At 57.2% G+C, this 26,321-nt stretch carries 24 protein-coding genes; 18 read left to right on the forward strand and 6 right to left on the reverse strand.

Annotation, left to right across the window (positions count from 1 at the left end; genetic code table 11):
- Position 1 precedes the first annotated feature (1 nt).
- From CIK78_RS00945 to CIK78_RS01025, 17 genes are all read left to right on the forward strand, one after another.
- Positions 2-526, forward strand: a complete 525-nt coding sequence (locus tag CIK78_RS00945) for a hypothetical protein (protein WP_225734356.1) — start codon at positions 2-4, stop codon at positions 524-526.
- Positions 487-2,220: an AMP-binding protein gene (locus tag CIK78_RS00950; RefSeq protein WP_225734357.1), complete on the forward strand. Its 1,734-nt coding sequence runs from the start codon at positions 487-489 to the stop codon at positions 2,218-2,220. Before CIK78_RS00945 ends, CIK78_RS00950 begins: the two co-directional genes overlap by 40 nt.
- A complete protein-coding gene (locus tag CIK78_RS00955) occupies positions 2,213-2,965 on the forward strand; it encodes a glycosyltransferase family 2 protein (RefSeq protein WP_096276356.1) in 753 nt (250 codons plus the stop codon). The genes CIK78_RS00950 and CIK78_RS00955 overlap by 8 nt, the downstream gene beginning before the upstream one ends.
- Entirely contained in the window at positions 2,962-3,903 is a 942-nt protein-coding gene (locus CIK78_RS00960; protein ID WP_096276358.1) for a glycosyl transferase, read from the forward strand. The genes CIK78_RS00955 and CIK78_RS00960 overlap by 4 nt, the downstream gene beginning before the upstream one ends.
- The gene (locus CIK78_RS00965) at positions 3,887-5,455 is read left to right on the forward strand and encodes an aromatic amino acid ammonia-lyase (protein ID WP_096276360.1); all 1,569 of its coding nucleotides are present in this window, start codon (positions 3,887-3,889) and stop codon (positions 5,453-5,455) included. The genes CIK78_RS00960 and CIK78_RS00965 overlap by 17 nt, the downstream gene beginning before the upstream one ends.
- Positions 5,445-5,885: an acyl-CoA thioesterase gene (locus CIK78_RS00970; protein WP_096276362.1), complete on the forward strand. Its 441-nt coding sequence runs from the start codon at positions 5,445-5,447 to the stop codon at positions 5,883-5,885. The genes CIK78_RS00965 and CIK78_RS00970 overlap by 11 nt, the downstream gene beginning before the upstream one ends.
- Positions 5,882-6,457: an outer membrane lipoprotein carrier protein LolA gene (locus tag CIK78_RS00975; RefSeq protein WP_096276364.1), complete on the forward strand. Its 576-nt coding sequence runs from the start codon at positions 5,882-5,884 to the stop codon at positions 6,455-6,457. Before CIK78_RS00970 ends, CIK78_RS00975 begins: the two co-directional genes overlap by 4 nt.
- Entirely contained in the window at positions 6,454-8,760 is a 2,307-nt protein-coding gene (locus CIK78_RS00980; protein ID WP_096276366.1) for a hypothetical protein, read from the forward strand. Before CIK78_RS00975 ends, CIK78_RS00980 begins: the two co-directional genes overlap by 4 nt.
- Complete coding sequence (locus tag CIK78_RS00985; RefSeq protein ID WP_096276368.1) at positions 8,760-10,046, forward strand: NAD(P)/FAD-dependent oxidoreductase; 1,287 nt, start codon at positions 8,760-8,762, stop codon at positions 10,044-10,046. The genes CIK78_RS00980 and CIK78_RS00985 overlap by 1 nt, the downstream gene beginning before the upstream one ends.
- The gene (locus CIK78_RS00990; protein ID WP_096276371.1) at positions 10,043-10,612 is read left to right on the forward strand and encodes a DUF3261 domain-containing protein; all 570 of its coding nucleotides are present in this window, start codon (positions 10,043-10,045) and stop codon (positions 10,610-10,612) included. The genes CIK78_RS00985 and CIK78_RS00990 overlap by 4 nt, the downstream gene beginning before the upstream one ends.
- Positions 10,597-11,790, forward strand: a complete 1,194-nt coding sequence (locus tag CIK78_RS00995) for a beta-ketoacyl-ACP synthase (protein WP_225734358.1) — start codon at positions 10,597-10,599, stop codon at positions 11,788-11,790. The genes CIK78_RS00990 and CIK78_RS00995 overlap by 16 nt, the downstream gene beginning before the upstream one ends.
- Positions 11,783-12,277, forward strand: a complete 495-nt coding sequence (locus tag CIK78_RS01000; protein WP_096276373.1) for a hypothetical protein — start codon at positions 11,783-11,785, stop codon at positions 12,275-12,277. Before CIK78_RS00995 ends, CIK78_RS01000 begins: the two co-directional genes overlap by 8 nt.
- Complete coding sequence (gene fabG / locus CIK78_RS01005) at positions 12,274-12,999, forward strand: 3-oxoacyl-ACP reductase FabG (protein ID WP_096276375.1); 726 nt, start codon at positions 12,274-12,276, stop codon at positions 12,997-12,999. Before CIK78_RS01000 ends, fabG begins: the two co-directional genes overlap by 4 nt.
- Complete coding sequence (locus CIK78_RS01010) at positions 12,999-14,258, forward strand: beta-ketoacyl-ACP synthase (RefSeq protein ID WP_096276377.1); 1,260 nt, start codon at positions 12,999-13,001, stop codon at positions 14,256-14,258. The genes fabG and CIK78_RS01010 overlap by 1 nt, the downstream gene beginning before the upstream one ends.
- Positions 14,259-14,332: 74 nt before the next feature.
- Positions 14,333-14,782 carry an excinuclease ATPase subunit gene (locus tag CIK78_RS01015; protein WP_225734359.1) on the forward strand — a complete coding sequence of 150 codons (450 nt, stop codon included), beginning with the start codon at positions 14,333-14,335 and terminating at the stop codon, positions 14,780-14,782.
- On the forward strand, positions 14,779-15,369 hold the full coding sequence (locus CIK78_RS01020; protein ID WP_096276381.1) for a 4'-phosphopantetheinyl transferase superfamily protein: 591 nt from the start codon (positions 14,779-14,781) through the stop codon (positions 15,367-15,369). Before CIK78_RS01015 ends, CIK78_RS01020 begins: the two co-directional genes overlap by 4 nt.
- 148 nt (positions 15,370-15,517) lie before the next feature.
- Positions 15,518-16,663 carry an MFS transporter gene (locus CIK78_RS01025; RefSeq protein ID WP_255249075.1) on the forward strand — a complete coding sequence of 382 codons (1,146 nt, stop codon included), beginning with the start codon at positions 15,518-15,520 and terminating at the stop codon, positions 16,661-16,663.
- Positions 16,664-16,684: 21 nt separating this feature from the next.
- Here CIK78_RS01025 and CIK78_RS01030 read toward each other — a convergent pair whose 3' ends face one another.
- Positions 16,685-17,467 (reverse strand): sulfite exporter TauE/SafE family protein, encoded by a 783-nt coding sequence (locus CIK78_RS01030; RefSeq protein ID WP_096276383.1) that lies wholly within the window; start codon positions 17,465-17,467, stop codon positions 16,685-16,687.
- A 353-nt stretch (positions 17,468-17,820) separates the two neighbouring features.
- Here CIK78_RS01030 and CIK78_RS01035 point away from each other — a divergent pair, with 353 nt between their 5' ends.
- Positions 17,821-18,867, forward strand: coding sequence for a CAP-Gly protein (locus CIK78_RS01035; protein WP_096276385.1), 1,047 nt, complete (start codon positions 17,821-17,823; stop codon positions 18,865-18,867).
- A 77-nt stretch (positions 18,868-18,944) separates the two neighbouring features.
- Here CIK78_RS01035 and CIK78_RS01040 read toward each other — a convergent pair whose 3' ends face one another.
- The 5 genes from CIK78_RS01040 to CIK78_RS01060 all read right to left on the reverse strand — a co-directional run bounded on the left by CIK78_RS01040 (position 18,945) and on the right by CIK78_RS01060 (position 26,083).
- Positions 18,945-20,708 carry a peptidase M14 gene (locus tag CIK78_RS01040; RefSeq protein WP_096276387.1) on the reverse strand — a complete coding sequence of 588 codons (1,764 nt, stop codon included), beginning with the start codon at positions 20,706-20,708 and terminating at the stop codon, positions 18,945-18,947.
- Positions 20,705-21,559: an ABC transporter permease gene (locus tag CIK78_RS01045; protein ID WP_096276389.1), complete on the reverse strand. Its 855-nt coding sequence runs from the start codon at positions 21,557-21,559 to the stop codon at positions 20,705-20,707. The genes CIK78_RS01040 and CIK78_RS01045 overlap by 4 nt, the downstream gene beginning before the upstream one ends.
- Positions 21,560-21,561: 2 nt before the next feature.
- Entirely contained in the window at positions 21,562-22,485 is a 924-nt protein-coding gene (locus CIK78_RS01050) for an ABC transporter permease (protein ID WP_096276391.1), read from the reverse strand.
- 97 nt (positions 22,486-22,582) lie between these two features.
- Entirely contained in the window at positions 22,583-24,112 is a 1,530-nt protein-coding gene (locus tag CIK78_RS01055) for an ABC transporter substrate-binding protein (RefSeq protein ID WP_096282216.1), read from the reverse strand.
- Positions 24,113-24,226: 114 nt separating this feature from the next.
- A complete protein-coding gene (locus CIK78_RS01060) occupies positions 24,227-26,083 on the reverse strand; it encodes an ABC transporter ATP-binding protein (RefSeq protein WP_096276393.1) in 1,857 nt (618 codons plus the stop codon).
- Positions 26,084-26,321: the final 238 nt, after the last annotated feature.

Below are 26,321 nucleotides of genomic sequence, written 5' to 3' on the forward strand. Positions count from 1 at the left end.
AATGCCAAAATACGCAAGCTTGGTGCTCGCGCTGATATGGCCACTACTGGTGCTGCTTTTGCACGATGATATCGGCAGCTGGCCGCTATTACTTATGGGCGCGGCGCTGCTCGCCTGGAGAATGCCGCAAGCGCGCTACCTGGCAGTAACCGCGGCTATCTTACTCCTCACGTTAGGCGCCCTGGGATACACTGAACTCGGCATGCGTGCATACCCCGTGGCCGTGAACGCGATCATGCTGGCTATTTTTCTCTCCAGCCTGTGGCGGGGCATGCCGGTCATCGAGCGTTTAGCGCGCCTGCGTGAGCCCGAGTTATCCGCTGCCGGGGTACGCTATACCCGAAACGTTACCTGGGCATGGTGCGGTTTTTTTATGTTCAACGGGGCCATTGCCTGCTGGACAGCGCTGTACGCTGATTTGGCCACCTGGACGCTATATAACGGCGCCATCAGCTATGGGCTGATCGGCATCATGTTTATCGGTGAATGGCTATTGCGTCACCGGATGCGGAGTCGTTTGTCGTGACCTTTATCTCGCTTACTCAGCTACCCTGGCGCAACCTAAGCTTTCGTCATGAGTGTCTGCCCAACCACTGGGTATGTAGCGCCTCACTTGCGTTACATATTGATGAATGGCACCTCTGGCTTGCGGACAAACCCGCCGGCCGCTGGCTACTCTGCCAGCAGCAGCCGCTTGCGTTTTGCGCGGCCCTGATCGCCTTGTGGGAAAGCGGTCGGGTCGCCGTGCTGCCCGCTGATGATCGCCCGGGAACACTCTCCCGGCTGGCAAGCGAAGTCGACGGCACGCTGCCCGACGCGCCTGGGCCGAGGCTCGCGAAGAGCGCTGAAACACGCCCCCGCGTTGTGCCTCTGGATCCGAGCGCGACCGCCGTTGTGCTATCGACCTCAGGCTCTACCGGCAACCCCGTTCAGCTAGCCAAGCGTTTTGATCAGCTGGATGCCGAGTTATCAGCCCACGCCCAGCTTTGGCCGCTGACCGACAGCGGCGTTATTTCTCAGGTAAGCCATCAGCATATTTATGGGCTGCTCACCGGCATACTGCACCCTTTATGCACTTCCACGCCGTTCTGTGGTGGTGAAAGCCGCTACCCAGAAACGCTGGTGACCCGCCTGCAGGAGGCCAGTGCCGCAGGCCTACATCCGGTCGTGGTCAGCTCTCCTGCACAGCTTTCGCGCTTGCCCGAACACCTGGCCTGGCACGCCGCCACGCCGCCTGCCCGCGTGTTCTCATCTGGAGCCCCCTTGTCGCAGGCACACGCCCAGCTTGCTGAACGCCTGCTACAGGCGCCGGTCATCGAGATTTATGGCAGCACCGAAACCGGAGGTATAGCCCAGCGCCGCCAAACAAGCCATAGCGCTTGGCAGCCGCTACCCGGTGTGGCGTTAGCATTCCAAGACGGCGGACTGAGCCTGCGGTCGCCGTTTCTTGAGATGCCTCAGCAGTGGTGGCATCAGCCTGACCTAGTGGCGCCGGTAGATGACGGCTTTATGCTACTGGGCCGAGCGGATCGTTTAGTCAAGATTGGCGGCAGGCGTGTCTCGCTCGACCACGTGGAGTGCCTTCTTACGGCGCTGGAAGAGGTTAGCGAGGCACGCTGTGTCGATCTCGACCGTACCGACGGCCGCCTGGGCGCCGTGGTCGTACTAGAGCACGCGTTTATTCCGCACCAGCGTGACGCTCGCCAGTGTTTGATACAGCGTCTGCGCGCGCATCTTTTCGACCACCTGGAGCCAGTGGCAGTGCCCCGCTATTGGCGCTTTGTCGAAACGGTGCCGAGCAATACCCAGGGCAAACTGGACCGCACGCTGATCAATCGCCTGTTTGCCGATCTGGACGACCCCAAAGAGCCGCGCTGGCTGGGCGAGCATCTGCTAGATGCCAATAGTTGCCTGCTCACCCTGGAAGTGCCGGAGCGGTTGGCGTTTCTGGAAGGCCACTTTGATGAGTATCCAATAGTGCCGGGGGTAGTGATGGTGCAGTGGGCGATTCATTATGCCCACGATATCTTTGGCCACAGAGGTCTGTTTCTGGGTATCGAGCGCCTGAAGTTTACGCGCGCGCTGCTGCCCGGCACTCGATTCACCCTGCAGCTGACCCGCCGTGAAGACGGCATCGCGTTTAGCATTGACTCCCAGGAAGGTCGCCACTGTGCCGGGCAGGTTCGCCTGCAAGCGCCCAAGGGAGGTCAGCATGGCTGAGCCAAGGCCCTGTATCCTGATCCCGGTGTACAACCACCCAGCGACGATCAACCCGCTCTGCGCGGAACTGGCGGCGCTTGAGATACCGCTGGTGCTGGTCGATGACGGCAGTGATCAGCCGTGTGCCGCCGCTCTGGACCGTCTGGCGGAACAGGGTCATCACCTGCTGCGTCTTGAGGTTAATCAGGGTAAGGGCGCGGCGGTACGTGCTGGACTACGCTACGCCGAGCAGCTGGGGTTCAGCCATGCGCTTCAGGTCGATGCCGACGGCCAGCACGGCGTCGACGACCTGCCCGCGTTTCTCAGCGAACTCAAGGCGGCCCCAGATGCACTAATAGTGGGCTATCCCCGCTATGACGCCAGCGTGCCCAAAATGCGCTTTTATGGCCGCTACGCCACGCATATCTGGGTGTGGATAAATACCTTGTCGCTGGATATTCGCGACTCGATGTGTGGTGTCAGGCTCTATCCGGTGACGCCACTCAATCAAATACTCGCTCGCCACCCCTGCGGCAATCGCATGACCTTCGATACCGAAGTGCTGGTGCGCTGGCACTGGGCACAAGGCGCCATGATGCACCGGCCGGTACGCGTGCACTATCCCCGTGATGGCATCAGCCATTTTGCCGTGTGGCGCGATAACCGGCAGATATCGCTGATGCATACGCGCCTGTTTTTCGGCATGTTGTGGCGCCTGCCGCGCTTGCTCGCCCGGCGCTGGCAGCCCAATGAGGTAAGCCCATGAGCCGTCACTGGGCGCGAATCGGTGAGCGCGGCACGCTGCTGGGGATGACCCTGATGGTGGCCATACAGCGGCGCCTGGGCCGCTGGCCTTTTCGGCTGGCGCTATGGCCGGTGATGCTCTGGTATTTTCTCGTCCACACCACGGCGCGACGCGCTTCTCAGGCGTTCTTGCAACGCCTTTATCCCTCACTCAAGCAGCAGCCTGTCGCTCGTTGGTGGCAAAGCTACCGCCACTTTCTGGCCTTTGGCGAAACGCTGATGGACAAGGTTGAAGCATGGAGCGGCAATATTGCCGACGAGCGCCTCGTGGGTAGCGGGGTCGAGCGCTTCACCACCGCGATTGAAGGTGGCCAAGGTGGATTGATCCTTGTCGCTCACCACGGCAACCTTGACGTTGTGAATGCGCTGACCGAACGCCATACTAATCTCGACCTGACGGTGATGATGCACACGCGTAATGCGCGCAAGTTCAATGCTCTGCTTGAACGTGTCACGGGCAAGCCGCGCCCACAGATTCTCGAAGTCAGCGACGTCACCCCCGCCACTGCTCAGACGCTGGCAGAACGCATCAACGCTGGTGGCTATATCGTAATCGCCGCCGACCGCCGTCCCCTGTCAGGCGAGCGGACCCAGCCGCTTGATTTTCTCGGCGACCAGGCACGCTTTCCGGAAGGCCCTTTCCGTCTGGCCACCTTGCTGCGTTGTCCACTCTATACGCTGGCCTGCGTGCGCGATGATGACAACTTCAGGATCGACTTTGAGCTGCTTGGCCACACCCAGGACCTGCCTCGTCGTCAGCGTGAAACATGGATTGCCGATGCCATGCAGGCGCATGCCAACCACCTGGCAGAACGCGTTCGGCGCCACCCGTTACAATGGTTCAATTTTTATCCCTTTTGGATGAACGACACTGGATACCTTCATGACGATACTGCGTGACTCGACGGCGGGCCCTCTCACCAGCGAGCCGCTCATTCTGGATGGCTCGATGGTCAGCCTTGAAGACGTACTGGCCGTTGCCGAAGGCCGCCGCCGCGCCATCCTGTCGACGACACCCGACTTTCGTCAGCGTATTGCCAAAGGCAATGTCTTTCTTGAGCGCCTGCTCGCAGAAGATGGCGTCGTCTACGGCGTTACCACCGGTTATGGCGACTCCTGCAACCGCGAAGTCTCCGCGTTTGATCTGGAACAACTGCCCCGCCAGCTATACACCTTTCATGGTTGCGGGCTGGGCGAGGCGCTGACGGTGGAAGCCGCACGGGCGGTGATCATGGTACGTCTGGTCTCGCTCTGTCGTGGCGTTTCAGGGGTCAGCATAGAGCTGCTTGAACGCTTGGTATGGCTGCTAGACCACGATGTAATACCGGTCATTCCGGAAGAGGGCTCTGTGGGGGCCAGCGGGGATCTTACGCCGCTCTCTTACCTGGCCGCCGTTTTATGCGGTGAGCGGGAGGTATTGCATGACGGCAAGAGGCGGCCTACGGCTGAGGTGTTCGCCGAGCATGGGCTTACAGCCTATCGCCTCAAGCCCAAAGAAGGTCTGGCACTGATGAACGGCACCGCGGTGATGACCGCGCTGAGCGTGTTCGCCTTTGCCCGCACCACCTATCTGGCGCAACTGGCCACGCGCATTACGGCGCTCAGCGTGCATGCGCTGAACGGCAACCCTTACCACTTTGATGCCGAGCTTTTCGCCGCCAAACCCCATCCGGGTCAGAACAAGGTAGCTCAACGCCTGCGCGAGGATCTCCACGCGCCCGAGTCGCCGCGCAACTCATCGCGTCTTCAGGACCGCTATTCGACGCGCTGCGCCCCGCATGTAATCGGCGTGGTGGAAGATGCTCTACCCTGGTGGCGCCAATTTCTCGAAAACGAACTCAACAGCGCCAACGACAACCCGTTGATCGACGCCGAGCAAGGCAAGGTCATGCACGGCGGCCACTTTTACGGTGGCCATGTTGCCTTCGCCATGGACAGCCTCAAGCAGGCCGGTGCCAACCTCGCGGACCTGCTCGACCGCCAATTGGCGCTGCTGGTGGATGCGCGCTTCAATCATGGCTTGCCTAGCAACTTAAGCGGTGCCGCCCCCGAGCGGGCGAGCCTTAACCATGGCTACAAGGCCGTGCAAATAGGCGCGTCAGCATGGACCGCCGAAGCGTTAAAGCTAACCATGCCCGCCAGCGTCTTTTCGCGCTCCACCGAGTGCCACAATCAGGACAAGGTAAGCATGGGTACCATTGCCGCCCGCGATGCGCTGCGCATACTCACGCTGGTAGAGCAGGTCGCGGCCGCCACTCTGCATGCCGCCTGCCAGGGGGTGGAACTGCGCAGCCAAATCAGCAATACGCCGCTGCCTGATCGCCTGGCTGACTTTTTGGCAGACTGCCGTCAGATTTTCCCCGCGCTGGGCGAAGACCGCGCCCTGGAACACGAGCTACGTACCCTCTGCGACTTGATTCGCCAACGCCATTGGAACCTATATGACGCTTGATGATGGCAAACTGCCCTGCTACGAGACCGAGCTGACGATACCTTTTCATGATATCGACATGATGCAGGTGGCTTGGCACGGCCACTACGTCCGCTATCTGGAAATCGCCCGCTGCGCCCTGCTCGATGCTCTGGATTACAACTATTCACAAATGCAGGCCTCAGGGTTTGCTTGGCCGGTAATCGACTTGCGCCTGCGCTACGCGGCACCCGTGCTATTCGCCCAGCGAATCGCCATCGAAGCGCGTCTGAGCGAGTGGGAGAATCGCCTCAAGATCGACTACACCATCCGTGATGCACAAACACGCAAACGCCTGACGCGTGCGTGGAGCGTACAGGTGGCCGTCGGGACTGAAGACCATGAAATGCGCCTGGAATCACCGCCCGTTCTGCGAGAACGTCTGCTCGCTTGGCAGAAGGCCAATCCATGATGCGCTCTATTAACGCGGCCTTTTTTGCCCGTGCCCTTTTTGCCCTCACCCTGGTGACTGCCAGCGCCAACGCGTGGGCGGCTCCCACCATCGATGACCTTGCCGAACGTCTGGCCGACAATGCACCCCAGTGCGGGCGCTTCGCGCAGACACGCTGGCTAGCCGATCTCAATAGCCAGCTGGATAGCCGCGGAACCTTTGAGCATCAAGATGAGGGCCTTGTCTGGCAAACAACCTCCCCTATCAATGACCGCGTGGTGCTGAGCGCAGACAACGAAGAACTGCCGATGGGCTTTCAGGCGGTTGCTCCAGTGCTTAGTGGCCTGCTTTCCGGCGACTGGCAGGCGCTGGAGAGATACTTCACCATCGAGCTCAGCGATACCCAAGACGAATGGCAGGCCATGCTGACGCCTAGTAATGCGAACATCGCCCAACGGCTTGTCCACTTGCTGGTTCACGGTCACCAGCAGGTAGAGCGTGTCGAAATCCTGTTTACCAATGATGACCGGCTTGAGATTACCTTGAGCGCGGCGGATTGCGAGCGCCTTGACGACGATGACCGCATTCCGTGAGTGAAGCAACGCACCCCGGCCGCCTGGAGCGTCTGGCAGCTATCGGCTGGGCGGGGCTGCTGCTGGGCTGCGCCCTGCTCTTGGCTTTTCTGCTGAGTACAGGCGCGGCACTGGATACGCGCATCACCACGCTGTTGCCAGACACCCGCCAGGGGGCGCTACTCGAACAAGCCGAGCAGCATTTGACGCAGGCCTTCGAGGATCGCTTCGTGCTGCTGGTGCGAGGCGAATCACCTGCTCGGCTGGTGGCGGATCTCAAGGCATACCTTAAAGAATCGGCCAGCGTCACAACCTTCGACGATGACACGTTACAACAACCCGGCAGCGCCTTGTCAGCATACCGCTATCGACTGCTATCGCCGTCACTTGCGGCCGCCGATAGCGACGCTTGGGTGCAGCGGGGTCTGCGACAGCTGTTCACGCCGGGAAGTGACGTTGACCCACGTAAGGATCCCTTCGGCCTGTTTGATGCCTGGCGTGACCAGCGCCTAGCGGGCCCCCTTCGCTTGATCGGCGGCTTGCCAGCCGTGAGTGACGAGCACGCCCCCTGGTTCATCGTCAGCGGCCAGCTCACGGCGAGCCCCTACGATATGGCTATGCAGCAACGCCTTGTCGCGGCGCTGGCACACTTTACAGATGACTATCCTGAAGCTGAGCTGCTACGAAGCGGGCTGGTGTTCCACGCCTCCGCTGGTGCCGAGCAGGCCAAGCGCGAAACCTTGATCATCGGTATCGGTTCACTGCTGGGTATCGCCTTGCTGCTCTGGATCACCTTTCGGCGCGCTGCGATATTGGCCAGCCTGTTGTTGCCGGTGGCGTGTGGTCTGCTGTTGGCACTGCCGTTGACCTGGCTATTTTTTGGTACGCTCAACCTGCTGACGCTGGCCTTCGGCGCCAGCTTGATCGGCATCGCGATAGATTACGCCCTGCATTTTCAGTGCGCTCGCCAGCTCGCGCCCGAACAGCCGCTGGCCAGACTTTGGCCGGGGCTGTTACTGGGCTTGGTATCCAGCCTTATCGCTTATCTCGTCCAGCTCGCTACGCCGCTGCCAGGGCTACGTCAGATGGCCACCTTCGTGGCGCTGGGACTGGTCGGTGCCTGGTTAACGGTGAGGCTTTGGTTGCCGTGGTTGACTCCGCGCCCGCATGCCGCCACCGCACGCATTGCTACCCGGCTCAACCGCCTGCGCTTACCCCCTCGCGCAACTAAGTATTGGGGGCTACTGGCCCTGCTTAGCGCTCTCGCGGTAGTCATAATCGCCACGCGGCTGTCCGCTGACGATGATCTTCGCCAGCTCAATCCTTCACCTGCCGAGCTAATCACCGAACAGCAGCGCGTGCAGACCCTGCTGGATAGCCCGACCGCCAGCCGCTACCTGTTGGTCACCGCCGCGCATGAAGGTGAACTATTGGAGCGGCTTGAAGCTCTGGACGCGGACCTTGCCGATCTAAAGGTGCAAGGGCACTTGACCCACTACCGCCACTTGGCACAATCGGTACCCTCCCCAGCGAGCCAAAATGCCAACCTTGAGCGTGTGCGTCAGGCTTACAACAACGCCCTGCCCCAGCTGATAGCCAAAGCAGGCCTTCCCCCGAGCTTGCTGAAAGCCGCTCAGCGCTCGCTTGAAAGTGTGCCGCTGCTGACGATCACGACCTGGCTTAGTACACCGGAAGGGCAGGCCGACACCATGCTCTGGCTAGGCGCCGTCGCCGCCGATGGCGATGGCGAGCATGCAGGCATGGCGGCATTAGTCACCCTGGGCGACGCCGATAGCACCGCCCAACAAGTGCTCTCCCAGCTCGCGGCACCGGCGCACGTGCTCTACCAAGATCGCGTCGCCACCTTATCCAACCATCTGTCGCAGCTTCGCGACCAGATCGCCCTGTGCCTGGCCATCGCCGTGGCGGGGCTGGCGCTGATATTTGGCATTCGCTATCGCGGGCGGGCCTGGCGCGTACTGCTACCGCCGCTGGGCGCACTGCTGGTAACCGTCGCACTATTGAGCGCCTTTAACATCGGCTTGACGCTTTTCCACCTGCTGGGATTGCTGTTGGTATTGGGTATCGGTCTCGATGCGGGCATTTTCAGCACGGAACACCCAGATAGCTCCGCCGCCTGGCTGGCCATTAGCCTGTCGTGTACCTCAAGCCTGCTGGCCTTCGGCCTACTGGCGTTCAGTGCCACCCCGGCGCTGCACTTCCTGGGGCTTACCTGCCTCATTGGCCTTGCATCGGCCTGGGCGCTTGTACCGTTTGCCAGAGCGGGCGCCCGGCCTTTCTCTTCTCGACAGGACACTCCCTGATGGTCACACAAGCAACGCAGCAGATAAAAACGCAAGACACCACCGATGTCGCCATCATCGGCGCGGGTCCTTCTGGCGCGGCGGCGGCGGCCTGGCTTGCCCAGCGGGGCCTAGATGTCCGTGTGATCGAGCGCAGCTGCTTTCCGCGCTTCTCCATCGGTGAAAGTTTATTGCCGCAGTGCATGGTGCATCTTGAGGCGTGTGGCCTGCTGGATGCCGCCAAGGCCGGCGGATTTCAAACCAAGAACGGGGCGGCCTTTACTTGGCGGGACCGCTACGCCGCCATCGATTTTCGCGACAAGTTCAGCTCGGGCCCAGGCATCACGTGGCAGGTCGAACGCGCTGATTTCGACCAGCGCCTGATCGAAGGCGCCCGCCAGCTGGGCGCACAGGTTGAATTTGATACCCGCGTTGACGCTTTCGTCGCAGACCCCGAACGGCCCCGCCTTACGTTGGTCGATGCCAATGGTGAACAGCGCTCGTTGCACGCGCGCTTTGTGCTGGATGCCAGCGGCTACGGACGCGTCCTGGCGCGCTTAACCGGCCTTGCCCGCCCCTCAACACTTGAGTCACGCTGTGCGTTGTTTACCCATATCGAGGGTCGTATCGATTACGCGCGTTACGACTGCGAGAAGATACTGATTGGCTTGCACCCTGAGCACCCTGGCATCTGGTATTGGCTGATTCCCTTTACCCATGGGCGGGCATCGGTCGGCGTCGTGGGTGACCGGGCAAAGCTGGAAACTGCGGGCATCAATGATAAAGAACGCCTATGGCACTTCATTCAGGCCGAGCCGATGCTTGCCGAGCTGCTGGCAAACGCGAAAGCCACGCGCGATGTCAGCCGCCTGGAGGGGTATTCAGCTGATGTCGAGCAGCTGCATGGCCCCGGTTTTGCCCTACTGGGTAACGCAGGCGAGTTTCTTGATCCGGTTTTCTCTTCAGGCGTCACCATCGCTCTGGATTCGGCCCTGCGTGCCGCCCCCTTGGTCGAGCGCCAGCTTGCCGGTGAACACATCGATTGGGATAGTCAGTTTGAACAACCCTTGCGACGAGGCGTCGCCACCTTCCGAGAATTTGTTGACGCCTGGTACGATGGCCGCTTACCGCGCATCATCTTCAACGACCAGCAGATACCCCGCATACGCGCCATGATCAGTTCGGTGCTCGCCGGCTACGCCTGGGATGAAGACAATCCGTTCGTGGCTGCCAGCCGCCGACGGTTGAACAGCCTGGCAGAAGTGTGTACCGATAGGCACCGCCATAACGATGGGAAAGACGAATGACCATTACGTTGTTTCGCTTGACCTGTCAGACAGGGTTACTCATCGCCCTATTTCTGCTGCTCGGCTGTGCCGGGCAGCCGATGGCAGGTGTGCCCAGCCTCGCGACACTCCCGGCGATGGAAACGCAGAGGCAACGCCTGACGTTTGAACATAATAACCAGCGGCATGAGATGATTGGCATTCTGCGCCACGACGAAAAGACGTTGCGTCTGGTCATACTAAGCCCACAAGGCCAGCGCCTGCTGACCCTGATACACGACGACAACGGCAGTCGCTTTCAACACGATGCCGCCTTTGAGCCGCCTTTTACCGCTGAGTGGCTGGCGAGTCGGTTGAGCTGGAACCTGTGGCCCGCGCCTGCTATCGAACAAACCTTCCTCTCCAACGCGTGGTCAATGCAAGAGGATGAGACAGGGCGCACGATACGCTATCGACAGCGCGTCATTGCGCGAATCAGCGGTAACTCGGCATGCGCGTTAATTGACGACGTTGAGGCAGACTACCGTCTGTATATCATGCCCCTTAGTGACACCGATCAGGCAGCCGCTCCATGTTTAACTCCTTGATGTCTTCTCAGATGCCACCTTGTCGCCTCCTGCCACCGGCCCTGGTCTGTTCGATCGGTGATGACCTGACAACCATTGCCAACGCCCTTCTCACTGGCCGTCGAGGGCTTGAGTATGACGACGTGTTTACCCCCGGGCGGCCTTTACCGTTAGGCCGAGTAACGACCTCTCTACCCGCTGCCCAGACGCTGCCGCCAGCGCACCGCTCGCGCAATAACCAGCTGCTGGCCGCCGCCCTTGAGCAGCTAGCACCGACGCTTGAAGCTTTTCGCATGCGTTGCCCGGATGCCCGTATCGGCGTGGTGCTTGGCACCAGCACCTCGGGCATTGGCGAAACCGAAACAGCATTGGCTGAGCGTCTACGCGAAGGCCACTGGCCCGACGATTTCCATTACCAGCGCCATGAAATAGGCTCGCCGGCCCGCTTCGTTGCCGAGCGACTTGGCCTTGATGGGCCAGCCTATACGCTCTCTACCGCCTGTACGTCGAGTGCGCGCGCGCTGGCCAGCGCCAAACGCTTGCTGGCAAGTAGGGTTTGCGACGCAGTCATCGCCGGTGGTGCCGACAGCCTTTGCGGGCTGACCATCAATGGGTTTGCCTCGCTGGAAGCGCTTAGCGATCGCCCTTGCCAGCCCTTCTCGGCCCAGCGTGACGGTATCAATCTTGGGGAAGCTGCGGCGCTGTTTCTGGTAACGGCTGAAACCGGCGGCATTCAGCTCAGTGGCTACGGTGAAAGCAGCGATGCTCACCATATTTCAGCGCCCCGGCCCGATGGTCAGGGGGCCATTCTGGCGATGCAAGCGGCGCTTGACATGGCGCAGCTGCCCGCCACAGCCATTGATTATCTCAACCTGCACGGCACCGCCACGCGCCAGAACGACAGCATGGAAGCCAGGGCTGTTGCTCACCTGTTCGGCAATACCTTGCCATGTAGTTCAACCAAGACCTTGACCGGACATACGCTAGGCGCCTGCGGCGCTCTCGAAGCAGCTTTTTGCTGGCTGGCGCTCAATGGAGGCCGCCTGCCGCCTCAGGTTCACGATAGTGACGTCGACCCTGAACTCCCGTTACTGAATTACGCCAAGGCGACGACGCACCACGGACGCCGCGCGATCAGCAATGCCTTCGCGTTTGGGGGTAACAATATCGCCTTGTTGTTGGAACGTTGTAATGAATGATTCACAGATGCCCGCAGGGCTTGATCTGCCCTGCGATATCGCGCCGTACGTGCCACACCGCCTGGGCATGTGTCTTCTGAACACGCTACTGGCCGTGGGTGATGAGCACCTCTATGCCCGTGTGGTACCACAACGCGACGACCTGTTTGCCACGCCAGACGGTATTCCCGGCTGGGTCGGATTAGAGTGGCTTGCTCAGGCCGTTGCAGCGTGGGCGGGCGTGCAATCCGTGATGTCAGGCGATCCGCCGAAAATTGGCTTTCTACTCGGCACACGCCGCTATCAGTGCCAACAGCCGTTTTTCCCATTCGATCAGCCGATACGCATCGAAGTGGAACTCGCTTTTCGCGCGGATAATGGCCTGGGCGCGTTTCAGGGGCGCTTGCTGAATGCCCAGCAGCAGCAGGTCGCTAACGCCACACTCAACGTGTTCCAGCCCGATACGCAGCAAGCGCTGGAAATGATGCAACAAGGGAGCACCCAATGACGAACACCGTCCTGGTTACCGGTTCAAGCCGCGGTATCGGGCAAGCCATCGCCTTGCGCCTGGCGCGGGATGGCTTCGATATCGTCGTGCATTGCCGCCAGCGTCAGGCAGATGCGGAAGCCGTCGCAAGCCAAGTTCGTGAACTGGGCCGCAATGCCCGCGTACTGTGCTTTGATGTTGCCGACAGGGCAGCGGCGGCGCATGCACTGGACGCAGATATCGAAGCGCATGGTGCCTATTACGGAGTGGTGTGCAATGCGGGCATTACCGCCGACGGCGCCTTCCCCGCGCTCTCTGATGAGGATTGGGACAGCGTGATCCACACCAACCTCGACGGTTTCTATAACGTTGTGAAACCTCTCGTCATGCCGATGATTCGCCGCCGAGCACCCGGCCGCATCGTCGTGATGTCCTCGGTTTCAGGCATGATGGGCAACCGTGGCCAGGTCAACTACAGCGCCGCCAAGGCTGGGCTGATCGGGGCCATGAAAGCCCTGGCCGTGGAACTCGCGAAACGCCGCATTACGGTTAACTGCGTCGCCCCTGGGTTGATCGATACCGATATGACCGACGACCTAGTAAAAGAGGAAGCGCTCAAGTTGATCCCCATGTGCCGCACCGGCACCAGCGATGAAGTCGCGGCCACAGTGGGCTTTCTATGCTCCGAGGACGCGGGCTATATCACGCGGCAGGTGTTCGCTGTGAATGGAGGAATGTGCTGATGTCAGGCAATGCATTACGTCAGGACGGGCTGGGGCGTCGAGTGGTAGTGACCGGCATGGCCGGTTTCTCGCCTATCGGCAACGACTGGCCAAGCATTCAGGCGCGCCTTGAGCGCTTGCAAAACGGCGTTATCCACATGGATGACTGGGAATGCTATGACGGCCTCAATACGCGCCTGGGGGCGCCTGTGCGCGACTTTACGCTGCCCCCTCACTATCACCGCCGCGCTCTTCGCAGCATGGGCCGAGGCGCACAGATGGCCACACGGGCCAGTGAGCTAGCCCTGGAAGACGCAGGCCTGCTGGATACGCCGCTATTAGGTAGCGGCCAGATGGGGATCGCTTACGGCGCCTCCGCAGGAGAGCCCGATGCCATTGCCGACTTTGGCAATATGCTGATTAATAAATCGACCGATGGCTTGAACGCCAACTCCTATATTCGCATGATGGCCCACACCGCACCGGTTAATATTGGTGTTTTTCTTGGGGTTCGCGGGCGGATCTATACCACCTCAAGTGCCTGCACGTCTGGCAGCCAAGGCATCGGTTACGCTTACGAAGCCATCCGCTTTGGACGCCAGACTGCCATGATTGCAGGGGGTTGCGAGGAGCTTTCGGCTTCCGAGGCGGCGGTCTTTGATACGCTGTTTGCCACCAGCACGCTCAATGACGCACCCCACACCTCGCCGCGCCCCTTTGATGCCGAGCGCGATGGTCTCGTAATCGGTGAAGGGGCAGGCACGCTGATCCTTGAGGAGCTAGAGCACGCCCAGGCACGGGGAGCCACCATTCACGCCGAGCTTGTTGGCTTTGGCACCAATAGCGATGGCCGCCACGTCACCCAGCCGGATGCCAACGTTATGGAACAGGCGATTCGCCAAGCACTGGCGGATGCAGGTTTGCAGTCCGAGCAGATTGGTTATGTCAGTGCCCATGGCACGGCCACCGAGCGGGGCGATATTGCAGAGAGCCATGCGACACACGCTGTGTTCGGCTCAAACCTGCCCATTAGTGCTTTCAAAAGCTTTACCGGCCACACGCTGGGCGCCTGCGGTGCGCTGGAAGCCTGGGTCGCCATTAAGATGATGCAAGAAGGCTGGTTTCACGGCACCGCCAATCTTGATCGTCTTGATGACGCCTGTGCAGAACTCGACTATTTGAACGGCCCAGGACGCCACATTGAGTGTGACTATGTCATGAGCAACAACTTCGCTTTTGGAGGTATCAACACCTCGTTGATCTTCCGCCGCTGGCACTGATACCGCTTACGGCTCAGTGCCACTCTCGTTGCCTGATATCAGGCACTACCTACCCAGCAAGAAGGAACGCTAAAATGAGCCGAGGAATGATGTTATTGGGGGTGCTGCTAGGCGCTCTACTAGTGAGCACGACGAGCCACGCTCGCGATACGACACACATGCTCTCCATTGAAGAAGCCATGAGCACGCCAGACGCGAGAGCACGGCTCGATTCCAATATTCAATTCATCTTTGGCGACGCCCCGCACGGCGAGATTACCGCCGAGCATGGCCCTGCCGTCACGAATAAAAAGACCAACGCCTTCAATAAGTCTGATGTAGAAGCCTGCCAGTGGGTCATGCTCTCGGCACTCCTCAGCTTGCAAGAGCGCGTCAGAGCGGAAGGCGGTAATGCGGTTGTCAACATTGAAAGCTTCTATGACCGCCGCACGATGTCATCGGCCACTGAGTACGAATGCCATGCGGGCGCCATCATGGCCGGTGTCGTACTGCGGGGTGAGGTTGTCACGCTAGCCGACGAATGACCGCGTATTTAGACATTCTTTTGATTCAAGCCCCCGTTCACAGCAGTGGGGCTTGCTTATCGGCGCTGGGCAGAGGGCTTCTCTCAACGCTTGCCGACGCCCGCGGCTACCACTGCCCTGTTAGTGGGTGGTCTCCTAGAGGCGGCGGCGCGCCGTGGCACCCAGCACTTCCGCTGCCCTGGAAAGCGTGTCTCTCCCACCGCGATGGCCGCGTTATCGCGGGTATTGCCACGTCACCTGTTGGCATTGACATGGAACATACTCGTCTGCGGCATGAAAAGCGCTTACCCAAGCTAGTGGCGTGCCTGCCTGAGGCCGATGTGCGTCGCAGAATACATCAATCACCTAAGCCTTTAGATGCTTTCTACCGCGCGTGGACATTACATGAAGCCTTGTTCAAGCTGGATAGCCTTTCTGGTACTCCTTCTAGCCATGTATTGAGCACCCGCCTTGAGCGGCTAGCCCCAGGGGGCGATATTCATGCCTGGCAATGGCAGCAACAAGGCTGGACCATCAGCCTCTGCACACAGTCGACTTCGCTTGAAATTCGCACCCTTCCCAATATTCCATTTATGAAACTCTGCTAACTGATGCGTCGCCGCTTAACCCTCACCATCCATTACCTCCTGGCACAAAATAGTAGCTTGCTAACGACAGTGCTATCATCAACAGGCTTTGTAGATTCCATTTTATCCAGAGAAACCGACTATTAGCTCATTAACGCATATTAAAGCCGTGCTGCTGTTTGCCAGCACCATGACGGTGATGTCGGGCGCCATCATTGCGCCGGCGCTACCGGGTATCAGCCGGCATTTTCCTGACCAGCCTCAGGTGTTGATCCAGCTAATTCTGACTATCCCTGCGCTGATGATTACGCTGTTTAGCCCGCTCATGGGCTATCTGGCCGATCGATTTGGGCGCAAGAAACTGCTGCTGATGATGCTGTTTATCTATGGTTTTGCAGGGGTTGCGGGCTTTTTTATCGACCGCGTAGATTTACTCCTAAGCTCACGGGCCTTCATGGGCATAGCCGTGGCAGGCATTCTCAGCATCAGCACTACGCTGGTGGGCGATTATTTCGATGGCCACGAGCGCGTGCGCTTTCTGGGGCTGCAAAGTAGCTGCATGGCGCTGGGCGGGGTAGTGTTCATTAATCTGGGGGGAATACTTTCCGATTGGAGCTGGCGCGGGCCGTTTTTACTTTATCTAACCGGCGTTCTGCTGCTGCCATACGCATTGGCGGTACTTCAGGAGCCCAAAAACACTGGCATCACCAGCAGTGGTATAAGCGATGCGCCTGTCACCGTGGACTATTGGCGTACTGGGCTGGCTTATTTTATCGCCATGATAAGCATGATGATGTTTTACATGTTTCCCGCGCAACTGCCCTTTTTGCTTTCTCAGTCAGGCGAAATCAGCGGTTTACTAATTGGTATTGCGCTTTCCATGGCCGCTCTTACGGCCAGTATCGTTGCCTTTGGCTATGGTTACTACAAGCCCTTCTTATCGGTCATGACGATTTATATCTTAGGCTTCTTGCTGGCAGCCGCCGGATTTTTGGTGGTGGGATTAACCACAAGCTATGCCATGGCGATCGTCGGTGCGGCTATTTCCGGCCTGGGGCTGGGCGCTTTTATGCCCAACACCACCACTTGGCTAATGCGCATTACACCTCAAAGGGTGCGCGGCCGAGTGTTTGGCGGCTTTACCTCGACCTTCTTTTTCGGGCAGTTTGTGTCGCCGGTCGTGGTCGCCCCCGCGTTGATTTGGCTCGATTCCTTGCGCAATGTTTACACCGCCATGGCGATACTTTGCTGCCTGTTAGCAGCCGCCCTGCTGATACTGAGCAACACCTATTTACGCGCCGACAGCCAGCTTTAGGCTGCGGCGCTTTAGCCCACGCTACGCTGGCGGATGAACCAGCCCCACCACGCTAACCAGCAGTAATACCCCACCCAGAATGCGAAAGAACAGGCCCGTATCCGCTTTAAGCATATAGCGGTGGGCCTTCTCGCCCAGAAGATGGCCAAGAAAAGCGCAGGGCAGCAGCCATAGTTGATGGATTAGCTGAAGATCTACGCCTGCAATCAGGAACGAGACCATCTTGATGACTACCAGGATAAACCACAGCACAAACATGGTATCCCGCAGCTGCTCTTTGGCCACATGCGTGGCGAACACCGCCACAATCAGCGGTGCACCAATCAACGAGGTGCCGCTGACGTACCCACCGAGCGCCAGCAGTACGTAATCAACGTATTTATTTTTGCTTTTGAACGGTTTGTTTAGCAAATAGCCAATGGCATAGATAATCACAATGCCGAAAATAATACTGGTCATCACCTTCGCGGGTAGCGTCAGCAGCCCTATCACGCCAATAAGCTTAGGGATGATCATGATTTTCAAGGCTTTGAAAAGATAGCCCCAGTCAATATTGCTCTCTGCGCTTGAAGCCCCCAGCCCTTCTTTTTGCAGTTGGCGGTGCCCACTCCACGCAATCCAGCTGGAAAAAATCATCAGATGAATAGCGATAATCGGCAGAAAGACGAGTGGCTCGTTCACCACTAACAGCAAAAATGGTAGCGCCAGCACCGCACCGCCAAAACCCAGGCTGGTTCTAACAAAGCCGCTCCAGGCGAAAATCAACCCGATAAGAAGATACTGGTACCAGAATAAATCGGTCATTGGCTCGCTTACTGGTCTTTATAAGTGAAAGTAATTGCCCAACGCACACGCTTTGCAGTCGTGTATGCAAGCGAGCGTGAGCAAAAAAGTGGCTTTACAACCTTGCACAAGAGGCCTTGCCTGAACCTTCTCAGGTCATAAAGCAGCCCAATCCTCAGCCCTTTAAAGATTAAAGAAAACAAAACAAAAATAACAACTCTTATCGTCACATCCTTTGCTATCTTGAAAATGTATGAGGGCGTCAATACGACCAACCACGAATACGGCTTATTTCAACGGACGACAGGTCGCTGCCCACCAGCGCCGACTTGCTGAAGGGCACCTTAGTAAGTGCTCGATAAAAGGAGTAGACCATGCCAGAGACCACTATTGGATCGTTTCGCGAGTCAATCGACCGCGTGTCATGGGGAAGTGTCATTGCTGGCGTTGTGACCGTCCTCGCCCTTTCTGCTCTGCTATCACTCCTTGGGACGGCGATCGGCTCTAGCGTGATTGACCCGATGTCCGACAACCCCTTTGATGGGCTGGGTACTGCCTTTGGCATTTCTTCTGCCGTTTTCTTGATCGTAAGCTTTGCCGCAGGTGGTTTTGTGGCTGGCCGCTTGGCCAATAGTAACGGCTTCATACACGGATTTTTGAGCTGGGCAACCGCAACCATTCTGTCGTTAGCGCTGATTAGCTTCGCTGCTGGCCAAGTAGCATCGAGTGGCGCTAGCGCTATTGGCTCGATTTTATCAGGCGCCGGTCAGGTGACGGGGAGTGTTGCGCAAGGTATCGGCAGTGCAACATCGTCACTGGGCGAACAGCTGAGCGAGAATTTCGACTTCGATCCAGGCACTGATTCACCGCTGGATGACCAGAATATTCGTAATCAGGTTAACCAGATACTGCGCGACACCGGCGCTGAGTCACTGCAGCCAGAGCACCTACGTAACCAAGCGCAAGATGCTGTCGGCGATATTCAAACAGCCGTTAGGAGCCTTGCCAATAACCCTATGGAGTACGAAGCCATCCTCAATGAGCTGCTTGAAAAACAGCGCGCTCGGCTTGAAAACATCCAGCAGGACGTAGATCGCGATGCACTGGTCAATGCCCTAACAAGCAACACGGATATGACCCAGCCCGAAGCTGAAAACTTCGTCGATGAGTCCATGGCGCGTCTTGATTCAGGTATTAATGAACTTGAGCGTCAAATCGACCGCTTAGAATCCCGCATTCAGCAGGCTCAAGAAGAACTTGCGCAGGCAGAGCAATCGCTGCGTGAAACTGCCGAAAACGCCGCCGAGAACATCCGCAACTCTGCTCTGATGATCTTCATTGCCATGATTATCGCAGCACTGATCAGCAGCGCTGCCGGTTTTGCGGGTAGCAAAACGCAAACTAAGCGCCGCATCGCTTAAGCTGCGCAAAACGCCCGGCGATTGGGGTTAGCTCCAATCGCCGGGCGCTTAAATGTCATCCCGCCTTCTGCTAGTGCTTAGTCGTTCAATATGAGTGTTTGGAAAGCTTTATAGGCCGCCACTACCGTTGCCATTTGGGCGGTATGCGCTTGCACAAATGCATCGCCGGTTACGGTCTCGTCAGGATATTCGGTAATCAGCATTAATGGTGTTAGCTGATCAGCATCTTCCGACATGAGGTAAGGAAAGCCATTCAGCACCGGAAACGTGAGCGCGCCCGCATGGGTTTCAAACAACGCGATTTGCGTGGCATTAAGCTCGACAAGCCCCGGCACTTGCGCAAGCGCCTGAGTAACGGCTTCGACTAATTGCATCGCCGCCATTTCCCACCCTGGCTGGTGGCGAAGAATCAAAAAAAATCCCTTAGGAATCGTCCACATTTCAAAGCCACGCGGCACGTAGCCCGTTAATGGTCGCGTCCATTCATGAGCCGGATAGCCATGCAGATTAACATGCAGCCCGGCACCGCTGGCCGCAAAAGCCTGTTCGCGAATAGCGTGTTCGAAAGGTTGGCCTAGCGGCTGACTCTGCAGATCATTACCAAAAGCGGTATAGCGCGCGGCATGATGCATATGACGCGGCTGCGTGGCGATGAGCCGATTCTGCAGTGCGTAGCCGTCGGGATTCTCTAAAGGAGAAATAACAAAGTGTGCCTGCGGTTGCGCGCCAAGCTGCTCAGCCGCACGCAGTGCCCCGACAACACCCGATGTTTCATTGGCGTGCTGCCCAGCACTGATCATCACAGCACGGTCACTGCCGACGACATAGCGCGCTTCTACCGCTCTGCCCGCACGGGTGGTGGCATACAGCGCTTGGCCGCTCAGAGTGGCCAACGTCTGCTTGACCTGCTCAGCGCCAATAGCCTGCGAAGCAGTATCTAGCGCCACGGCGGCACGTGGCGACGGCGATGAGTCCAAGGGCCGTAGGCTCATTCGCAAGTAGGCAGTTTCACCTTGGGTCGACACTTCCGGCACAATCTGGCCCGGTTGAATCGAACGATCTCCCAATGCTAAGCCCGCTTGACGCTGAAAATACTCCAGAGTAGAAAAATACAGCTCTTCGTGGAGCGCTTCGCTGAGGCTAATATGCTCATCGTCCCACGCCAAGCGGCGGTCGCTGCTGGGCAAATGCACCGTGAAATTGAGCTCCTCAAAATACGGCGATGCGCTCTGCCACTGCGCTGACGCTAGCGTCGACATCGCCGCCTGATAGAGCGCTTCGTAGTCTGTCTCAATCACCGACTCACTCATTTCGCCCTGAGGCGAGGTTAGCCGCAGCCAACCGCAGGGTGAATACTGGTCTTCGCCAACATGATCTTGGTGATATCGATTGGGCGCGGCGACACGATACGTTTCCTGACGACCTGAGCTGCGTTCCACCTTAACGCTGTAGTGGGTCGCCGATGTCTCAACACCCTCCCAGCGTAACGTAACGTCTTTTGGAAGCAGTGCGGCCAGCGGATAGGCTTCAAGAAGGAATCGACGCGGCGAGTGTTCCAACACCGGATACTCAATCACCAGTGATGTCAGTGATACCCAACTAAGCTCTTCCAAAAAGAAATGCACTAGCGGCTTGTAGGCACTACGAAGACAAGCGCTGACCCCGGCCGCTTTGAAAGCAGCCTGCGTTCGTTGGCGCTCGGCTTCATCATCAAACACCCAGGCCTCAAGCAAATAGCCTTGATAGGCCGGCGTGGCGTATGTTTCCAGCAAGGCACGCGTGGTACGGGGAAAAGTGCGCTCAAGCAGCGTCGTTACCTGGGTGCTATTGGGCCTATTCATAAAGAGGTACGTCCAGTGGGATCAAGCGCATCGCGCAGCCAGTCGCCGAGCAAGTTAAGTCCTAGCACGGTTAACAAAATAGCTAGGCCAGGAAACACGCTAACCCACCACGCCGTTTGCAGATAAGTGCGCCCTTCCGCCAACATGCCGCCCCAGCTAGGAATGACGGGGTCCACGCCTAGCCCTAAAAAGGTCAGGCTGCTTTCCAACAAAATGTTATTCGCCACGTTAAGGGTCATCAGCACGATGACGGGGCCAATCAAATTGGGCAGCAGATGCTGGAAGAGAATACGGATATCTTTTACCCCGATCGCTTTGGCCGCCAGGATAAACTCGCGATCTCGTAGCGAAAGTACCGACCCCCGAACTAGGCGCGCGTACTGCACCCACTGGGAAATAATCAGCAAGATGATCATGTTGGTCAGGCCACCACCAATCACCGCAATAAAGGTAATCGCCAATAGAATGAAAGGCAGGGCGAGCTGTACATCGGCAAAGCGCATGACAATCATGTCGACAAATCCGCCGTAGTAGCCGGATATTAAGCCCATAACAATGCCAATAGCCACCGCGCCGAGGGCAGAGTACACCCCGACTTTCAGCGAAATTTCTCCGCCGATAATGACCCGAGCCAGCACATCCCGGCCTAGCGGGTCCGTGCCAAAGGGAAAGCCTGCTTCTGTTAACGGCGGCGTTAAGCGATAGGCTAAATTTAACTCCGAGCCGCCGCCCGGAAACAGCCAGCCGGAGAAAATGACCGCCAGGCCAATACCACCAAATAGCAGCACACCGAGAATGAACTCTAGGTTTTTAAAACGTCTTAATTTATCGGTTTTGATAGCAGCCATCATGGTTATTCCTTACGTACCCTAGGGTCGACCAAGCCATAAGCGATATCAACGATCAGATTGATAGAGATGATCATTAACGAGAGCACCGTAATGACGCCCTGTAAGACAGGATAATCACGCGACGACACCGCTTCGAATGCTAGCGTGCCAAGCCCCGGCCAGTTAAAGACTCGCTCGACCACGACAATACCGCCCAGCAGCCCGCCAAACTGCAAACCGAAATAAGTAATCAACGGGATAGAGCAGTTGCGTAGCGCATGCTTGTAGAGCACCACGTTATTAGAAAGCCCTTTGGCACGCGCCACCATAATGTATTGTGAGCGCAGCGTATCCAGCATGGTCGTTCGCACTAGGCGTACGTTAGTAGCGGTCAGAATGATCGCCATTGTGGCAGCGGGCATAATAAAGCTAGCGATTCCCTCCATACCGCTGGGCGGCAATAGATTGAAGGTAATCGAGAAGAGCAGCACAAGCATGATAGCTAGCCAAAAGTTAGGAAAAGAGAGCCCTATCAGGGAAAAAATCCTAATCATTTGATCCGGCCACTTGCCTCGCGATACGGCCGCTTTAATGCCTAACGGAATAGAGATCACAATAGACAACAGCAGTGAAACGAAGGCTAACGCGAGGGTCGCAGGTAAAGCACGCCCAATGAGGTCACTTACCGGGGTGCCACCCATAAAGCTGCGGCCAAAATCGCCCACTAATAAGCCGCGCAAGAACTCCAGATACTGCGCCAGAAATGATTGATTCAAGCCTAATGCTTCACGAATTTTTACCAGATCTGCCTCGGTAATACTGCCCGCGCCCTGCGCTAGCATCACCGCCGGATCGCCGGTAAGCCGAATCGCAAAAGACACGATTAGCGTAACGGCAATCACCACGAAAATAGCCTGCAGTATTCGATATAAAAGAAACTTTGCCACTATGACCTCTTTGCTCTTAAGCGCGTATCGCCGTTAGATGAAGTGCCTGCTGTCACGCACCTGGCCGCTCTTTCAAGCGGCCAGGTTGCGTCACCTTTCAGTCAGCGACGTCGACATCGGTCAAGCGCATACGGTTATCCGGAGCAGGCTCAAAGTTCTCGACGCGATCGTTCACACCGTACAAGGCATTAATACTGTAAAGGGGCATTTCCAGCGCGCGATCCTGGGTATAGCGTGCGATCGCCTGAAGCAGCTCTTCACGCTCATCCTTGTCTGAAATACTGCGCTGTGCTTCTAGCATTTCATCTAATTCAGGGTCGCTGTCGTAAGGGTTCCAACGCTCACCGCTGTGGTACATCAGGTAGGCCGTATTATCGAAATCGAACGTCCAACCACCCCACTTTTGCTGGAACATCTCGCCCGTACGCCCTGCGGGAATAATGTCGTTCAGCAGCACATTGGTTTCATAAGGCTGGATTGAGGCGGTGACGCCTACGGCCTGCAGATAGGAAGCGACGACTTGAGCCACCTCGCCAAAGGTCGCATCGTTACCTCGCACATCAATCTGCACGGTAGCGCCAGGCTCGATGCCGGCATCCTCTAACAGCTGGCGAGCCTGCTGTGGATCATAGGGCAGCGGTTCCATGTCAGGGTCATGACCAAACGACTGAGCGCCCTGGAAGCTGGCAATCATCTCGCCTTCACCCGCTAAAATTGCGTCAATAATAGCCTGGCGGTCGACGGCCATGATTAACGCTTTACGCACGCGCTCATCGGCAGTAATGCCTGACTGGGTGTTAAAGCGAATAGCTTCCACGGTCGGTGAAGGTACGCTGACAATGCTCACACCGTCGTGATTTTGGATCGTATCAATCATACCGATAGGAATAGTCGGTGGGATGACGATATCAACACGCCCTGCCTGCAGCTCAGCTACCGCGGTGGAGGGTTCAGAAATAAAGCGATAGGTCACGTTTTCCAGCTTCGGCGCCCCGTCCCAATGGTCGGCAAAAGCTTCCAGCTGGATATCCTCACGAGGATTGTACGCCGTTACCTTGAAGGGACCCGTACCAACGGGATGAGTATTGAAATACTCGTCGCCATGTTCTTCCAGGTAAGCCGGAGGTACGATCATTGCACCGTAACCAGCAAGCTTGGTCAATAACACCGGATCCAGCTCATTGAGATGGAAGTCAACGGTGTAATCATCAATGACTTCTACACTTTCAATCGCCGTGTAATTAGAACGCTGCGGCCCTCGCGAACCTTCCTCGCCCAGTAAACGATCAAAGGTGAACTTTACCGCCTGCGCATTGAAGGGTTCACCGTTATGGAAGGTGACGCCTTCGCGCAGCGTGAAACGAATACGGGTGCCGTCATCCAGCTCTTCCCACTCGGTAGCCAGGCCGGGTACCAGCTCCAAATCAGGCCCGCGATACGTTAAGCCATCGAAAATATTGGTAGCAACCGATGCCCAATTGACTAGAAAAGTATCGATAGGATCCCAGGTACCAGGGTCTTGGGGTGATGCGATAGTTAACGAGCCCGCTTGTGCCGACGCTGAGAAGGCAACGCTTAATGCCAGGCTCGCGATCACGCTATTGAGCACCGTTTTAGTTTTTAGCATGTTAGGTTTTTGCATGAAATTCACTCCTGTTTTTTGTCACTAACCTTGCTAGAAAATGACGAGCAAGGTGCTTTTTTTAGAGCACTATCTGCCGGGCGGTTGCTCAACAGGCAACTAAGATGCCAAACGCGCGTCAGTGTCGGTTTCCTGAGCAACAAAATGACCGGTGCTCACCTGCACTAACGGCACATGCTCAGGCTCATCACCGATCTTGCGAATGGGGCTGAGAATATCGCCTTGTAGCAACACTCGCTCTCGCCGATGGCCAGGGTCCGCCACTGGCACGGCGTTCAAGAGTTTGCGGGTGTAAGAGTGCTGAGGTGTATCGAATACCGCTTGACGCTCACCCAGCTCGACGACTTGGCCTAGGTGCAGTACTGCAACGCGATGGCTCATTTTTTCCACCACCGCCATGTCATGGCTAATGAATAGATAAGCCAAGCCTTCGTCTTGCTGCAACTCCATGAGCAGATGAATAATCTGCGCCTGAATTGACACATCTAGTGCAGACAGCGCTTCGTCCGCAATGATCAGCTTAGGCTTGGATGCCAAAGCGCGCGCGATACAGACTCGCTGCCGCTGGCCGCCTGAGAACTCATGAGGGTAGCGATCAGCCTGCGCTGCGCTTAGCCCAACGCGTTCCAACAGTTGATCGACCCGCTGGCGTATCGCTTTTGTACCGTGCAGCAAACCATGGGTACGGATCGGCTCAGCAATCGAAAAGCCCACCGTTTTGCGTGGATCTAAGGAGGCGAACGGGTCTTGGAAGATGTACTGCACCTCCTGGCGTAGGCGCATTTTTTCGGCGCGCGACATATCTGCTACCGCCTGACCGTTAAAGCGTATCGTGCCGCTGGTACTTTCTTGCAACTGCTGAATAGTGCGTCCGATAGTCGATTTTCCAGAGCCTGACTCACCGACTAGCGCCAGCGTTTCACCAGGAAAAATAGTGAAGCTGACATTTTCTACCGCATGCACTCGATGGCTAATGCCGCCAAAGAAACCCTTACGAATATCAAAGCGAGTCACTAGGTTTTCCACCTCTACCACCGGAGTGGCATCGGTTTTAGCGGTATCCTGCGTTTTGCTTTCACCCCGCGTAACCGCGGCATTCGCCTTAAATTCAACCAAAGGATCCATTCGTGGCAGCGCCTCGCCTCGCATACTCCCCAGCGTTGGCACTGCGGCGAGCAAGGCTTGAGTGTAGGGATGCTGTGGATTGGCAAATATCTCCTCCACTGAGGCTTCCTCGACCTTCTCGCCATGGCGCATGACTACTACTTGGTCGGCCATCTCTGCCACTACGCCCATGTCATGCGTAATAAAGATAACCGCCATCCCCAGCTCCTGCTGAAGGTCGCGCATGATGGTAAGAATCTGGGCTTGAATCGTCACGTCCAGCGCTGTGGTAGGCTCATCGGCTACCAGCACCTTCGGCCGGCAAGCTAAAGCCATGGCGATCATTACCCGCTGACGCATACCGCCCGATAGCTGATGAGGGTAGCGCTTCAGCAGTGCTTCTGCATCGGCCAAGCGCACCAACTTAAGCAATTTGACCGCCTCAGCTTGTGCCGTGGCCTTGGTATGTTTTTCATGCAGGACGAGCACTTCGGTAATTTGGTCACCGATAGTGTAAACCGGGTTCAGCGACGTCATCGGCTCTTGAAAGATCATGGCAATTTCCTTGCCACGTATCTTGCGCATCGCTTTATCGGAAAGCTGCGCGAGGTCTTGCGTTTGCCCCCCCTCGGCATCGCGACAAAAATGTATCGAGCCTTGGGTAATCTCAGCGTTCATGTATTCAACTAAACGCATGATGGCAAGTGACGTCACCGACTTTCCTGAACCTGACTCACCGACGATAGCGGTTGTCTTGCCAGGATAAACATCAAAACTTAGATTATTAACAACGCAGTTAGAACCAAAATTCACGCTCAAGGAGCGAACCGATAGCGCGGGTGTCGTTATCACAAGATGCCATGCTCCCTGCTCGTGGGCAGCGCTGTCTTTTGATCAGCGTCAATGTAGGCTGCCCAGAGCGTTCGTAAACCATTAGTCGTATGTAGTAATTACTTCAAACTACTTATATTGTTAAACTTTTGTCAATCTATAATCGTATAGTACCCGCCTATTTATCCCGCCGTTTACACCTGGAAATTTCAGTACACGCACAAAAAAAACTCCCATTTCGGGAGTTTTAAAGCTGCGT

The organism is Halomonas sp. JB37, from assembly GCF_002332255.1.
GTDB lineage: Bacteria > Pseudomonadota > Gammaproteobacteria > Pseudomonadales > Halomonadaceae > Vreelandella > Vreelandella casei.

What these genes read in the sequence shown, in the direction of transcription:
- CIK78_RS00945 (WP_225734356.1), top strand. Translation starts at nt 2, where the DNA reads ATGCCAAAATACGCAAGCTTGGTGCTCGCGCTGATATGGCCACTACTG.
- CIK78_RS00950 (WP_225734357.1), top strand. Translation starts at nt 487, where the DNA reads ATGGCTATTGCGTCACCGGATGCGGAGTCGTTTGTCGTGACCTTTATC.
- CIK78_RS00955 (WP_096276356.1), top strand. Translation starts at nt 2,213, where the DNA reads ATGGCTGAGCCAAGGCCCTGTATCCTGATCCCGGTGTACAACCACCCA.
- CIK78_RS00960 (WP_096276358.1), top strand. Translation starts at nt 2,962, where the DNA reads ATGAGCCGTCACTGGGCGCGAATCGGTGAGCGCGGCACGCTGCTGGGG.
- CIK78_RS00965 (WP_096276360.1), top strand. Translation starts at nt 3,887, where the DNA reads ATGACGATACTGCGTGACTCGACGGCGGGCCCTCTCACCAGCGAGCCG.
- CIK78_RS00970 (WP_096276362.1), top strand. Translation starts at nt 5,445, where the DNA reads ATGACGCTTGATGATGGCAAACTGCCCTGCTACGAGACCGAGCTGACG.
- CIK78_RS00975 (WP_096276364.1), top strand. Translation starts at nt 5,882, where the DNA reads ATGATGCGCTCTATTAACGCGGCCTTTTTTGCCCGTGCCCTTTTTGCC.
- CIK78_RS00985 (WP_096276368.1), top strand. Translation starts at nt 8,760, where the DNA reads ATGGTCACACAAGCAACGCAGCAGATAAAAACGCAAGACACCACCGAT.
- CIK78_RS00990 (WP_096276371.1), top strand. Translation starts at nt 10,043, where the DNA reads ATGACCATTACGTTGTTTCGCTTGACCTGTCAGACAGGGTTACTCATC.
- CIK78_RS00995 (WP_225734358.1), top strand. Translation starts at nt 10,597, where the DNA reads ATGTTTAACTCCTTGATGTCTTCTCAGATGCCACCTTGTCGCCTCCTG.
- CIK78_RS01000 (WP_096276373.1), top strand. Translation starts at nt 11,783, where the DNA reads ATGAATGATTCACAGATGCCCGCAGGGCTTGATCTGCCCTGCGATATC.
- fabG (WP_096276375.1), top strand. Translation starts at nt 12,274, where the DNA reads ATGACGAACACCGTCCTGGTTACCGGTTCAAGCCGCGGTATCGGGCAA.
- CIK78_RS01010 (WP_096276377.1), top strand. Translation starts at nt 12,999, where the DNA reads ATGTCAGGCAATGCATTACGTCAGGACGGGCTGGGGCGTCGAGTGGTA.
- CIK78_RS01015 (WP_225734359.1), top strand. Translation starts at nt 14,333, where the DNA reads ATGAGCCGAGGAATGATGTTATTGGGGGTGCTGCTAGGCGCTCTACTA.
- CIK78_RS01020 (WP_096276381.1), top strand. Translation starts at nt 14,779, where the DNA reads ATGACCGCGTATTTAGACATTCTTTTGATTCAAGCCCCCGTTCACAGC.
- CIK78_RS01030 (WP_096276383.1), bottom strand. Translation starts at nt 17,467, where the DNA reads ATGACCGATTTATTCTGGTACCAGTATCTTCTTATCGGGTTGATTTTC.
- CIK78_RS01035 (WP_096276385.1), top strand. Translation starts at nt 17,821, where the DNA reads ATGCCAGAGACCACTATTGGATCGTTTCGCGAGTCAATCGACCGCGTG.
- CIK78_RS01040 (WP_096276387.1), bottom strand. Translation starts at nt 20,708, where the DNA reads ATGAATAGGCCCAATAGCACCCAGGTAACGACGCTGCTTGAGCGCACT.
- CIK78_RS01045 (WP_096276389.1), bottom strand. Translation starts at nt 21,559, where the DNA reads ATGATGGCTGCTATCAAAACCGATAAATTAAGACGTTTTAAAAACCTA.
- CIK78_RS01055 (WP_096282216.1), bottom strand. Translation starts at nt 24,112, where the DNA reads ATGCTAAAAACTAAAACGGTGCTCAATAGCGTGATCGCGAGCCTGGCA.